Here is a 13,498-nt window from a genome sequence, read left to right as displayed (position 1 = left end):
AACAAAAAAGAGGATCTCTTTTACAAGAGATCCCTCTTCAAATTACATCATAATCCAGACAGTGACAGCGTTTCCAAAAAACCTTAATTTACTTGGATTCCTTCGACCCTGCCGTATAAACTTTTTCAATGCCGTACTTGTTTAACTTATATTGCAGTCCCTGTCTTTTAATATTGAGGGCTTCTGCCGTTTTGCTGATATTCCCGTTATATTTCTCAAACATGTTGATGATCATTTCCCTTTCCATTTCTTCAAGAACAACAGGTAAATCAATCCTGTTTTTCAATGGGGTAGGTTGGCTTTGCGCATTTGCTGTTGCGTAATTTCCTGAAGGGAAAAGATAGGCAGGAAGATGATGTTCATCAATCATATCTTCCCCTGCGTCCATGACGTTGAAGGTCAACTCAATGGCATGTCCCAGTTCACGGATGTTCCCTGGCCATGGATATTGAAGAAGCCGCTGCATCGCCTTATGACTGATCCCGCTCACTTCCGTAAAAAATGATTTGTTGAATTTTTGAATAAAGTGATTGACGATTTCAGGGATATCCGTTTTACGCTCCGAAAGAGAAGGCATCTGGATCGTTACGACATTGAGGCGAAAGAATAAGTCCGAACGAATGATTCCCCGCTCCAACGCCTCTTCTGGAGAAATGTTCATCGCAGCAATGATTTTCACATTAATCTTTTGCTCCTTCGAACCTCCAACACGGCGCACCTCTCCTTCCTGAAGCACTCGCAGCAATTTTGCCTGCAGGCCGAGGTCAAGGCTATTTAGCTCATCAAGGAAAAGGGTACCGCCATTTGCCTGTTCAAAAATGCCCATGCGATCCATCGCTCCGGTAAAAGCCCCTTTCGTCGTACCGAACAGCAGCCCCTCCATCAATTCCTTGGGAACAGCCGCACAGTTTTGCGCGATGAACGGCTGATTTCGCTGAGCACTTACATTATGTATACTTTGAGCGACAAGTTCCTTCCCTGTCCCTGTTGGTCCATAAATCATGACTGGGGAATGTGTACGGGCCGCTTTTTTCGCCAATGAAACCGCTTGCTGAAAAGCAGGGCTGTTACCAATCAAATCACTAAAATGATAGGTCGCCGTCCCTTCTGGGAACTTACTTTTCTTATGGGTCTCGGCCAGCTGGGAACGCAAATCGACAATTTGGTCGTACATATTCATGACCTTCGTAATATCCTTTGCGATTTCCACTGCCCCAATAATTTCACCATCCTCATACAAAGGATACGTACTATTGATGGATGTTATTTTTTTCTCCTTTAAATTGACATATGTTTGAATGGACTCAATCGTTTCATTGCCTTTTTCCAATGCTACATGCAGCGTACTGGATTCATCAGTCAATGAAGGATAAAGCTGAAAAATATTCTCCCCCAGCACCTGCTCACGATCAAGCCCATCAATATGTGCCATCATTTCATTGTAAAAAACCGTATCCCCATCTTTATTCACAATATGGACACCCACATTGATCACATTCAATATCCATTCAAATTGAGTGGAAAACTGATTTACTGAAGATTTCATTTCTTCATCTCCGTTCTCTGTCATTTGATAGAATCACCTGTAAATTATAGCATTTAATGGGAAACATTCATCCCTTTATTCTTATTAAAATCAAACTTCAACACAAAGGCAATAGAATAATAAGGTCAAATAAAGGAATCTCGCATTAAGCCAAGAAGATTATATAAGAAAATATAAAATTTTAGGGGTGAGTCGGATTTCAGAACCAAGCAAAGAAACGAAAATAGAAATTAAACCATGGGAAGATAAAGACCTTGCATTACTATTTCAACTAAATGCCCCAGAAATGATGGAACATCTTGGCGGACCAGAAAGTAATGAACAAATCTTGAAACGCCATCAACGGTATCTGCAGATTGGAGATAAAGGATGCATGTTTAGCATCAACTCATTTCCAGAGGCAATGGCGGCAGGTTCGGTTGGCTACTGGCAAACAGTGTGGGATGATGAAAATGTGTATGAAATCGGTTGGAGCGTCCTCCCTTCCTTTCAAGGAAAAGGGATCGCATCTCATGCCGTGAAGGCAATGATAGAGAAAATTAAAGCCGAACGAAAATACAAATATATTCACGCATTCCCTTCCATCCATAATCCTGCATCTAACGCAATTTGCCGCAAACTCGGCTTCAACCTCACCTCCGAATGTGAATTCGAATACCCGCCGGGGAGTTTTATGCGATGCAATGATTGGTGCTTGGAACTTGAATGAGTTCTTTAAGTGAAAAGCGGATTTGTATGTAGGGAGGATTTTTCCGGAGGAAGTCGAATTATGCCGGGTTTAGGTGAATTATTTCCCGGGAAAGTCGAATTATTCCCAGGTAGGTCGGATTATTTTGAAGTATGTCGAATTATTTCCGCGTGGGTCGAATTATTCCCTGAGTAGGTCGGATTATTGTCGGGGTAGGTCGCATTATTGCCGGGTAGGACTGATTACAGCCCATCCGCTAACATCCATATGCTGCTGAACCCCGCTTCTTTGCGAATTTCTTTAGTGTCTGTCTAAAAGGATAATGAACCTATATGAAGTTTTATATCTTAATGATGGTTAGGTTGATTCCCTGATTTTAAGTTTGGTAGGCAATTTAATAACATCGCGCCTTAATTCCATATCACTACTTAAATATTTAATCAATTCTATTACAGTGCGTTGTCCTAATTCCATAATTGGTATATCGATTGTGGTTATGGTGGGGGTTGTGACTTGGCAAATAGATTGATTATCATACCCAACTATAGCTAGGTGTTCCGGTATTTTATAGCCCAACATAGTTGCCTTTTTAATAATTCCTGCTGCGACTTGATCATTTCCAGTAAACAACGCAGTAGGTTTTTCTTTTAATCGTAATATTTCATCACAAATACGAAATCCATCTTCAATATTAAAACCATGTCCAAATATCCAGTCTTCATTATGTAGTAAATTAGTATCTGCCAGAGCTTTGTAAAACCCCTCTTTTCTTTGAATCTGAGCCTGACTATAAGCAGTATCGTAGCAAAAACCTATCTTCCTATGGCCTTTTTTTATTAAATGATTAACAGCTTTGTATGTCGCTTCGAATTCGTCATAACCAATAATTGGTATAGAGGCGGAATCATGGTATTCATTACATAGTAAAATTGGTCCGTACTTCAAATAATTCTTTATTACATTCCATTCATTTTCTAACGCTCCTAAAATAACCCCATCTACTTCTCTATTCTTTAATTTTTCCATAACATCCCATTCATTTTTCGAATCATAAAAGGTTTGAAATATAAGAACTTTATAATCATTGTCCAATGCTGCTAGAGATACTCCTTTAACCAATTGGGCAAAGAATGGATGATCGAATCTTGGGACTGATATTGCAATGGTTTGGGTTTTATTTGTCCTAAAATTACGGGCAAGTGAACTTGGTGCATAATCAAGCTCTTCAATGACCTTTAAGATTTGTTCCCTTTTTTCTTTTGATACATATGGATGATTATTTAAGACTCTAGATACCGTTGTTTTAGAGACATTACATATCTTGGCTATCTCGCTAATTCTCGTCATTTAATCCCATCCTTGTAATAAGTGGTTGACATGTTATCGATTTCAGAAGTTATTATTAAGCCGTTCCTAATATATTAACAAAATTTTTCTGAGTTGTATTTTTAAATAGTTATAATTTTAGCTAATGGAGGGATTGTTATGTTGTTGAATAAAAAGGGCGGGTTTCAGTTAATGCCAAATGTTGAAGACCCAAAATACATTGTATTCTGTGATTTCGATGAAACCTATTATCCTCACTCCATGAGTCACGAGAGGCAGCAAGATTTATATGAACTTGAAAATTACTTAGTAGCAAAAAGTAATGACGAAGAACTTGTCTTTGGCTGGGTCACTGGGAGTAGTATCGAATCAATATTACATAAAATGGAACATGGTAGATTCAGATTTTTCCCGCATTTTATTGCAAGTGACTTAGGTACCGAAATCACCTATTTCTCAGAAAATAACTTTTTGGAAAAGGATCCAGATTGGCATTCACAGATTAATATCGAGGAATTTAATAAACGGAAAGTCGATGAAATTTATAATGTTCTACATAACGGCAATATACCATTGATTCCTCAGACTCAAATGGGAAGTTCACGCTATAAAAGAAATTATTATTATCAAATACAACATGAATCTGTCGATAAGAAGAACTTATCCACCATTCAGAGGGTGGCCAAAGAGTACGGGATAGGGGTAAATATCAATCGTTGCAATCCCCTTGCCGGCGATCCTGAAGATAGTTATGATATAGACTTTATTCCATTAGGTACTGGTAAAAATGAGATTGTACGATTTATGCTAGACAAATTCGGGCTGAGTCGGGAGCATGCCTTTGCTTTCGGGGATAGCGGAAATGATCTGCTCATGTTAAAAAGTGTAAAACATGGTTACCTTGTAGGGAATGCAACTCAAGAAGCCAAGGAGGCTCATACTAAAATAGCGACAGGTACGTACTCTAAAGGAATATTAAGAACTTTGCAATCCATAATGAGGATTTGAAAGTATAAGTAATGAAAAAAGGTAGTTGGTGCACTCTTGCTACAGCTTTACCTTCCTGCTAACAGTATGGATTCCCTATCAAGTAAACAAATCATTCCATGTTTCTTTACCTGCAAGCTTATCAGCGGATATCCTGCTTGCTCTTTGGTATTTGAATAATGCCGTCTCGGTATTTTTTCCGAATACTCCATCAAGGGGCCCAGGGTTATATCCTTTCATATAGAGCGCTGCTTGCAGGATCCATGTGATATTGCAGCTAGCGCCCTTTTTTATGGTGACGATCGCATTCTTCGTAGGTCCCCATTTCCCATCGACAACAAGCTTCTTATTGAATTGCTTATTCAATTCCGTTTGTAAACCTTTTATAAGGGCCGATCGAGTTTTGGGGCCATAAACCCCATCACCCTCAATAGCCATTTTATATCGGCCATTTAACGTTTTTTGGATGGAAATTATAAGACTATCTCCTTTGCCGGTCTTCGATATATTCTTTTTTTCTAATGTAAAGTGAGGTTTCTTTCCAGCTTGTAATTGAGTATAAGATAACCCGCCTGTCATTTCCAAATGGGGATAATCCTTGAATGAGATCCACTCCCCACCCCATTTGAATCCTAAATCCTTACCTATGGCAGCCACGCGCTGCCACTTTGCATTCACTGTCCATATCGCTCTCTTGCCATCCTCACTCACAATGAAGAAATCAATCGCCAGTCCGAAATTATGATAAGATTGCCCTGGCTTAGCTTTCGTCACAATAGGTTTAGCTAAATTACTATAGTTTTTTCCATTGTAGCTGTAAACTCGTCCTTGACCATAAAGCGTGGCTTGTTCTTCCAAAGGGCGATAACCTGCACTTATCTGTACAGTGATCCCTTCATTATAGGCACGTTCCACCATTACCAATGCTGATGCCTTCACAACAGGATTCATCCCTTTGCCCATCTTTTTCACTGATCGATCCAATAATGTTCGTAATGCTACTTTCACTATAATCCTCCTTTTGAATTCCCATCAGACTTTATATAAGCCTTTTTTACGGAAAAGTAGCATAGTTGGAAAAGTTCGATCTTAATTTATTAGAGAATAGAAGTAATATGTTATTTAACAAACGTTCCAGTTGATTTCAGAAATCCGCTCCCTTTCCGCCGACTGCCTGCCAAGCCTCGACGCAAGCGTCTGTGGTGTCTCGACTAGCCAGTTTTTCGGCAGGAGTGTCGCAAATTTCCAGATTTTTTTTGAATATATCATCTTTATCCAAGAATTGATAACTGAGGTGAAAAGGCCTGTCGTTCCTTCATTATTGCAAGGGAATTCCCCAAAAAAAATTAGACTGCTTCCGTTCGCCCGTTAGCGAATGAAAGCAGTCTAATCATGTATTATTTTTTAATCTTTATCTTACGCTTTAATTTCAATTGAGGGGCTTATCGTAAAGTCAGCCTCTGTTTTGCTTTTCACTTCATCAAGTGTTACGCCATTTTGCAGTTCAATCAATTCCATGCCCGCTTCTGTAAATTGAAAAACAGCCAATTCGGTAATCAGGCAATGTACGACTTTTTCTCCCGTCAATGGCAATGTACAGTTCTTTTTCACTTTGGATTCCCCATGCTTGTTCACATGGTCCATGATGACAACAATACGTTTTGCGCCTTGGACGAGGTCCATCGCTCCTCCCATCCCTTTTACCATCTTCCCTGGAATCATCCAGTTTGCCAAATCCCCATTTTCGGAAACTTCCATCCCGCCTAAAATGGCCAGGTCGATATGGCCGCCGCGAATCATCGCGAATGATTCAGCGCTGTCAAAAAATGATGCCCCCGATTTTGCCGTTACTGTTTCTTTTCCTGCATTGATCAAATCCGGATCGACTTCATCCTTTTGGGGATAAGGCCCGATTCCCAGTAAGCCATTTTCCGATTGAAGCATGACATTAAAGTCATTCGGAATCATGTTGGCAATCAAGGTCGGCATTCCAATCCCTAAATTCACACACATACCATCTTTGATTTCTTTAACGGCCCGTTCTAAGATTAGTTGTCTTGTCATTCGAATACTCCTCCTTTTTATGCGTTAGCAGTTGTAAGTCTTTCAATTCGTTTTTCATAGTCATTTCCTACAAGCACTTTCTGTACATAAACTCCTGAAGTATGAATTTCATCCGGATCTAGCTCCCCTGTGCCCACAAGCTCCTCCACTTCGACAATCGTGACTTTCCCTGCGGTGGCAACGACAGGGTTAAAATTCCTTGCCGTTTTCCGATAGACAAGATTACCGAAATGATCTGCTTTCCAGGCTTTTACAAAGGCAAAATCTCCGACTATTCCTTTTTCCATAATGTATGTGCGGCCATCAAATTCTTTATGTTCTTTACCTTTTGCGACTTCCGTTCCTACTCCTGTAGCTGTATAAAAGGCAGGAATTCCCGCTCCGCCCGCTCTTAAACGCTCGGCCAGCGTTCCTTGAGGAACTAGCTCGACCTCCAGCTCGCCGCTTAAAAATTGCTGTTCAAACAACTTATTTTCCCCTACATAAGAAGCAATCATTTTTTTGATTTGTTTGTTTTCAAGTAAAAGACCTAGACCCCAATCGTCGACTCCACAATTATTGCTGACAATCGTCAAATCCTTTACACCTTTGTTACGCAAAGCAATGATCAGTTTTTCTGGAATTCCGCTTAATCCGAACCCGCCAACGATAATGGTTGCTCCATCCTCGATTTGTTGAATAGCGCTATCAAAAGATGTTAATAATTTACTCATTTTCCATCATCTCCATTCTAAATACTATTCTATTAAATAAACAGTGAAGTTGCAAAAGCAATGATGAACACGGTCACTGTTTTCAAAATTGTAATCGCAAAGATATCTTTGTAAGATTGACGATGTGTCAGTCCAGTAATAGCGAGTAAGGTAATGACGGCACCATTATGCGGCAGCGTATCCATTCCGCCAGATGCCATGGATGCAATTCGATGAAGCATTTCCGGGGTGATTCCGACACTTTGGGCTACCTGCAAATAGTGACCTCCCATTACTTCCAACGCAATCGAAAGTCCACCAGATGCAGATCCGGTTATTCCTGCCAGCACATTGACGGCAATGGCTTCGGATACGAGTGGATTACCGCTTGCATTGAACACCCAGTTTTGAATGACCGAGAATCCAGGTAGCGTTTTCACAACGTTCCCAAAACCAACTTCAGAAGCGGTATTGAATATGGCAAGCAATGATCCCATTGCCGCAGCTGTTAATCCACTTGCCAGCTTTACCTTGATACGTCCAACATTCAGAAGCATCGCTGCAATGATACCGATTGTCAATGCAACAATCAAAGACCAGGATGAAGTGACTGTGCTTACATCGGCAATGTTGAAAGTTTCCTTCAACATTGATGCATCATACCAGTGCTTAACCGAAATGGCACTGCGGCTGAAAGCAAAATTAAATGCTACGACAAGGATGAGCGGTACGATGGACAGCCAAAAGTTAGGCAGGTTTTGCTGTTCTGCACTTTCTGGTTCATTAATATGTCCTTCCCCATATCCTTCACCATTTGCCAACGCTTGTTTACGGCGACGCTCTAACCAGATCATTCCTCCAGTGAATACCATGATCGCGCCAATAATCCCCATTATTGGAGCTGCATACGTATCTGTTCCGAAATAATTCGTTGGTATGATATTTTGAATCTGAGGTGTTCCAGGAAGGGCATCCATCGTATAAGTGAAAGCGCCTAATGCTATCGTTCCCGGCAATAATCTCTTTGGAATGTCTGCTTCTTTAAAAATTGCCGCTGCGAATGGATAAACGGCGAATGCCACTACAAACAATGAAACCCCGCCATATGTCAGCGCCGAACACGCCAGCACTACAGCAAGAATGGCCTGCTTTGAGCCTAGTGACTTTACGATGGTCTTGGCGATGGATGCAGCGGCACCGCTCATCTCCATGACTTTTCCGAATACGGCCCCTAATAAAAATATCGGAAAAAACGCTTTTATATAGTTAGCCGCAAACGTCATATATGTCTCTGTGTAACTCGGCAGCAAATGTCCACCGGATAAGATGACAGCCAGTAAAGTAACAACCGGCGCTATGATAATGACCGGATAGCCCCGGTAGGCTAAAAAGATTAAAAGTCCCAGCGCCACAACAATGGCTAAAATTTGAATCACCAACTCAATTCCCCCTTTTCTCCCCTTGCCCCAAAATGATTTCGGCAGCATTTAAATAGAACTATTAATCTCCTAAATTCCACATTTTTAATCTTTCCGCTTTTACCATCCATGCCTGCCTTCCCCAAGTCAGGCTGAATGATCTTCCAATTTTTGAGAACGCTTTCAACAATTTGCTGAATTACGAAATCCCTTTTCATTTTACGTGAAAAAACAATATAAAATGACAGATAGGCCATTCACTAAAGTTAATTATGCAATTATTGTGCCAACTTTAATACAATGAAAAATCTCATCTTTTAAAGCCTTTTCCAACATTTTATTTCCCTTTTAAAAGCTAAAATCCTTAAAACTGTCAAGGTTTCAGTACACCTAAGTATAAACTTAAAAAAAGTGTAAGACTTTTCTTACAATTTTTAAATTCCCTTTCATTTTATGTACGGATTTCCTAACACACTCTTTGAAGAGAACGTTAAAAAGTATAAAAAAAGTGCCCTTGGGCTAAAGGGCACTTCAGACTGTAGACATACTAAATGAAAATCGAGTTGGTTTATAGTTTTTTTACGTTTTGTACAATTTGGTCGTTGATTTCCTCTCCAGGCACTCGCTCACCGTCCAATCTACTATTTTTAAAATTTAGAAAGTACCCTTCGCAAAAGGACAAATTATACAGTCATAAACCGTATTTATTCATTTTTTCATATAGTGTTGTTCGACTCACGCCGAGTCTCTTTGCCGTTTCTGATTTATTGCCTGAGGTCATTTCCAAACATGAAACGATTGCAGCCCGTTCCGTTTCATCCATTACTTCAGCTAAGGTGCGGATCGATACTGATTCTTTATGACCCGTTATTTCTTTAGGGAGATGCTTGGAACGTATCATTTCCCCTTCTTCAACAATATTCATTGCACGTTCAATGATATTCTCCAGCTCACGAATATTCCCCGGCCATTTATAAAGACGAAGCAGCCGTAATGCTTGATCACTCATTCCCATTACGCGTTTTTTCATGAGGTTTTGGTACTTTTCAACAAAATGATTTCCCAGTATTTCAATGTCCTCCGGTCGCTCTCTTAAGGAAGGAACCTGAATTTGCATGACCTTCAACCGGTAATACATATCAAGCCGGAATTCCCCTTTCGAGACCATTTCCTCCAGATTACGGTTCGTTGCAGCAATTACCCGTACATCAATCGGAATACTTCCCGTTGAACCTACTCTCTCAATCTCTTTTTCTTGTAAAACACGAAGCAGCTTCACCTGCATATGCAATGGCAGCTCACCGATTTCATCGAGAAAAATCGTTCCGCCTTCAGCCGCTTCGAACTTACCTGCTTTTCCGCCTTTTTTTGCACCAGTGAAAGAACCCTCTTCATAACCAAAAAGCTCTGACTCCAGCAGCTCTGCCGGGATGGCGGCACAGTTCACTTTGACAAATACGCCCATGGCCCGTCTGCTATCATTATGAATGGAATGGGCAAACAGCTCCTTACCTGTTCCGCTTTCGCCCAAAATCAACACATTCGAGTCGCTTTTAGCCGCAATTTTGGCTTGACCTTTTACTTCCATGAAAGCAGGACTTCTTCCCATCAAATGATCAAACGTATATGAGGCCTTATTTCTCTCGCGAAAATCGCCTTTGTACTTTTTCAGCTCTACTTCAAGTGAATTTATTCGCTTGGAAAGAGCGGTAAATTGCCCGACATTCTTAAAAAGGATCTTTCCGACCGCTCCTATTAATTTATCTTGTTTCCGTATCGGGGAGCGGGTCGCAATTATATAATTATCTTTAATTTTTTGTAATTCAGCGACCTCTTGCTTGCCAGTTTTGGCGACCACATGCATACGGGTGTTTTCAATGACCTCCGTTACATGTTTCCCTATCGAGCTTTCCTGATCGACCCCAAGAAAATCCGCATAAGCGTGGCTCAGCATTTGGACATACCCTTCTGTATCAACCATCACCAAGCCGTCATAGGCAAACTCGATAATATCCTTAAACAGAAGTTCTTCATGATTATCGATATTAAGAAAATCACTTTTATTATTTGTAAACAATAGGAGGTAGATCTGATACTCCTCATCATCCATTTGAATGATGGCTTTTCTGACAATCCCATTATTATCATTCAAACGGATCGGAGTGTTTACAGCTGGTACAAGGTTTTTTTCTAAAATCAAATTTATTTGCATCTCAAATTGATTCTCAGCAAAAGCCTCTGATAATACGCGATTGCTTAGAACGATTTCTTTTTCGTTTTTCGTCACCAAAACACCAAAAGGCAATTCTTCCAATATCGCTTTCACTAATTCCAATTGAATAGTTTTATTATCGCTGGCCATTCCTATTCTCCTTAACCCGTCAGAAGTTTCCTCCATTATATCATAGGAAAATGAGGCCAAGTCATTACCGTTCCACAATCAGCGCAGTTCCCTGTCCGCCGCCGATACATAATGTGGCAAGGCCCGTTTTTGCATCTCTGCGCTTCATTTCATACAATAGAGTCACCAAGATGCGGGCACCGGAAGCACCTACCGGATGCCCCAGAGCTATCGCACCGCCATTTACATTCACTTTCTCCGGCTTCAGTTCAAGATCTTTAAGCACGGCGAGTGACTGTGCCGCAAAGGCTTCATTCACTTCCATCAAATCAATATCATCTATTGTCCATCCCGCTTTTGCCAAAGCTTTCCTTGTCGCAGGCACAGGACCGTACCCCATGATTTTCGGATCAAGCGCAGCGTTTGCATATGACTTAATTGTTGCTAATGCTTCCAGTCCCAGCTCGTCCGCTTTTTCTTTAGACATCAGGACTAACATTGCACCCCCATCGTTGATTCCGGATGCATTTCCTGCCGTAACCGTTCCATTTTCCTTAAAAGCAGGACGCAGCTTCGCTAGCTGATCGATCGTCAGCCCATGACGCGGGTGTTCATCTTGGTCCACCAAGACCGTCTTTCCTCTGCGTTTATATTCAACAGGTACGATTTCATCTGCAAATCGTCCTTCAAGCTGTGCCTTTTCAGCCTTTCTTTGGCTATCTAAAGCAAATTCGTCCTGCTTTTCACGGCTGATTTCCCACTGCTCGGCAATATTCTCCGCAGTCACGCCCATATGATATTGATTAAAAACATCCGTTAAGGCGTCATATGTCATGGAATCAACTGCTTCGGCATTACCCATTTTCTGTCCAAAACGATAATTTGGAAGTAAATACGGGGCATTGCTCATGCTTTCAATCCCCCCGGCAAGAATCACATCAGCATCACCAAGGGCAATGAATTGCGCTCCCATTATTACCGTACGGAGACCAGATCCGCAAAGTTTATTAATGGCCATGGCCGGCGTTGTTTCCGGAATCCCTGCATGAATCGCAACCTGACGTGCCACATTTTGCCCTAATCCAGCAGAGAGAATATTTCCTACCAATACCTCATCGATCATATCAGCCGAGATATTAGCCCGCTTAATCGCTTCCTTGGCGGCCACGACTCCCAAGTCGACCGCCGACACATTGGCAAGACTGCCTCCAAACGCACCAACTGGTGTTCTTGCCGCCCCTACAATCACTACTTCTCTCATAATACTTCCTCCTTCTCCGTTTTTAATTTTCCCAGTTTAATAAAATTACGGTCCCTCTCATAGATTTTCTGAGAAACAGTAGATTGTTCATACGTAAAAATCCCTTCTCCCGACTTCGTCCCAAGCTTACCCTCAGCCACCAAATCACGAATCAAATCAGGGGCCTCCTTACTCTGATCCAATACCGGTGAAACATTATCGAAAACGCGCTGCCATGTATCCAGTCCGCCAAAATCAGCAATCTCGATCGGTCCGGTAAATGCCCATCGAAAACCTGGTCCGGCCGTTATCGCTGTATCGATATCCTCAGCATTGGCGATGCCCTCTTTTAATAGATAAAAGGCTTCCCGCATCAAGGCGGTCTGGAGACGGTTGGCAATGAATCCTGCTATTTCTTTTTTCAAGAGAATCGGAGACTTGCCGATTTTACGCATCAAATCCATTGTTGTCTTGACGATTTCCGGCTTTGTTTCGTCATGCTGAACAATTTCAACCAATGGAACCAAATGGCCAGGATTAAAGAAATGCGTTATGACCATTCGGTCCGCAAACGAGGCCTTCTCCATCAATTGAGAAATCGGAAAGGTCGATGTATTGGAGGCAACAATGGCGTCCGGTTTAATTATTTCCTCAATTTGCTCATATAGATTCAACTTCAGCTCGATGACTTCCGGAATGGCTTCAATGATAAAATCAGCATCCCTTACTGCCCCTTCCAAATCCACGCTATATGTAATATGGGCTAAAGCGACTTGCTTTTCCTGATCAGTCAAAACCCCTTCCTCAATGAGCAATGTCAGATTCTCAGAAATTCGATTTTGGGCACGGTGTAGTAACTCTTCCTTTATATCGTTAATGGTGACGAAATATCCGCTAACTGCAAAAGACTGAGCGATCCCGCTTCCCATTACACCTGAACCGATAATGGCTATTTTTTTAATCATCCAGCTTCCCCTTTCCGTTTCAATTACCTTTATTTACTCACCTTTTTATATATGCAATATCTATGCCAACGAAAAGGGGAAATAAAATTCTTTTTTTATCAAGAAAATCATGATAGACTCTTACTCATTAACCTAAACCATATTTTTAATAACCTTCCCTTTATATTTCCAATGGAGCTTACTCTGTGAAATATTCCCTGTTTACGACATAAAATGACAGATCTGGACCAT

General features: G+C 41.1%; 11 protein-coding genes. 2 read left to right on the top strand and 9 right to left on the bottom strand.

What is annotated here, in order from left to right:
* Positions 1-88: 88 nt before the first annotated feature.
* Entirely contained in the window at positions 89-1,570 is a 1,482-nt protein-coding gene (locus MPH60_RS01505) for a sigma-54 interaction domain-containing protein (protein ID WP_241589218.1), read from the bottom strand.
* A gap of 172 nt (positions 1,571-1,742) precedes the next feature.
* Here MPH60_RS01505 and MPH60_RS01500 point away from each other — a divergent pair, with 172 nt between their 5' ends.
* The gene (locus MPH60_RS01500; RefSeq protein WP_405390689.1) at positions 1,743-2,255 is read left to right on the top strand and encodes a GNAT family N-acetyltransferase; all 513 of its coding nucleotides are present in this window, start codon (positions 1,743-1,745) and stop codon (positions 2,253-2,255) included.
* A gap of 336 nt (positions 2,256-2,591) precedes the next feature.
* On the opposite strand, the gene MPH60_RS01495 is transcribed toward MPH60_RS01500, so the two are convergent.
* Complete coding sequence (locus MPH60_RS01495; protein WP_241589220.1) at positions 2,592-3,581, bottom strand: LacI family DNA-binding transcriptional regulator; 990 nt, start codon at positions 3,579-3,581, stop codon at positions 2,592-2,594.
* A 138-nt stretch (positions 3,582-3,719) separates the two neighbouring features.
* On the opposite strand from MPH60_RS01495, the gene MPH60_RS01490 reads away from it, so the two are divergent.
* Complete coding sequence (locus MPH60_RS01490) at positions 3,720-4,568, top strand: HAD-IIB family hydrolase (protein ID WP_241589221.1); 849 nt, start codon at positions 3,720-3,722, stop codon at positions 4,566-4,568.
* Positions 4,569-4,646: 78 nt separating this feature from the next.
* Here MPH60_RS01490 and MPH60_RS01485 read toward each other — a convergent pair whose 3' ends face one another.
* From MPH60_RS01485 to MPH60_RS01455, 7 genes are all read right to left on the bottom strand, one after another.
* Entirely contained in the window at positions 4,647-5,555 is a 909-nt protein-coding gene (locus MPH60_RS01485; protein ID WP_241589222.1) for a M15 family metallopeptidase, read from the bottom strand.
* Between the two features lie 408 nt (positions 5,556-5,963).
* Positions 5,964-6,611, bottom strand: a complete 648-nt coding sequence (locus MPH60_RS01480; protein WP_241589223.1) for a 3-oxoacid CoA-transferase subunit B — start codon at positions 6,609-6,611, stop codon at positions 5,964-5,966.
* A 17-nt stretch (positions 6,612-6,628) separates the two neighbouring features.
* A complete protein-coding gene (locus tag MPH60_RS01475; protein ID WP_144477424.1) occupies positions 6,629-7,324 on the bottom strand; it encodes a CoA transferase subunit A in 696 nt (231 codons plus the stop codon).
* Between the two features lie 32 nt (positions 7,325-7,356).
* Positions 7,357-8,742, bottom strand: coding sequence for a GntP family permease (locus MPH60_RS01470; RefSeq protein WP_241589224.1), 1,386 nt, complete (start codon positions 8,740-8,742; stop codon positions 7,357-7,359).
* Between the two features lie 670 nt (positions 8,743-9,412).
* The gene (locus tag MPH60_RS01465; protein WP_241589225.1) at positions 9,413-11,083 is read right to left on the bottom strand and encodes a sigma-54 interaction domain-containing protein; all 1,671 of its coding nucleotides are present in this window, start codon (positions 11,081-11,083) and stop codon (positions 9,413-9,415) included.
* Between the two features lie 64 nt (positions 11,084-11,147).
* Positions 11,148-12,323, bottom strand: a complete 1,176-nt coding sequence (locus MPH60_RS01460) for an acetyl-CoA C-acetyltransferase (protein ID WP_241589226.1) — start codon at positions 12,321-12,323, stop codon at positions 11,148-11,150.
* Positions 12,320-13,267, bottom strand: a complete 948-nt coding sequence (locus tag MPH60_RS01455) for a 3-hydroxyacyl-CoA dehydrogenase family protein (protein ID WP_241589227.1) — start codon at positions 13,265-13,267, stop codon at positions 12,320-12,322. The genes MPH60_RS01460 and MPH60_RS01455 overlap by 4 nt, the downstream gene beginning before the upstream one ends.
* Positions 13,268-13,498: the final 231 nt, after the last annotated feature.

Source organism: Peribacillus sp. Aquil_B1 (assembly GCF_022603275.1).
Lineage (GTDB): Bacteria > Bacillota > Bacilli > Bacillales > DSM-1321 > Peribacillus.
The sequence above is the reverse complement of the archived record's forward strand: the minus strand, read 5'-3'. Positions and strand labels throughout refer to the sequence as shown.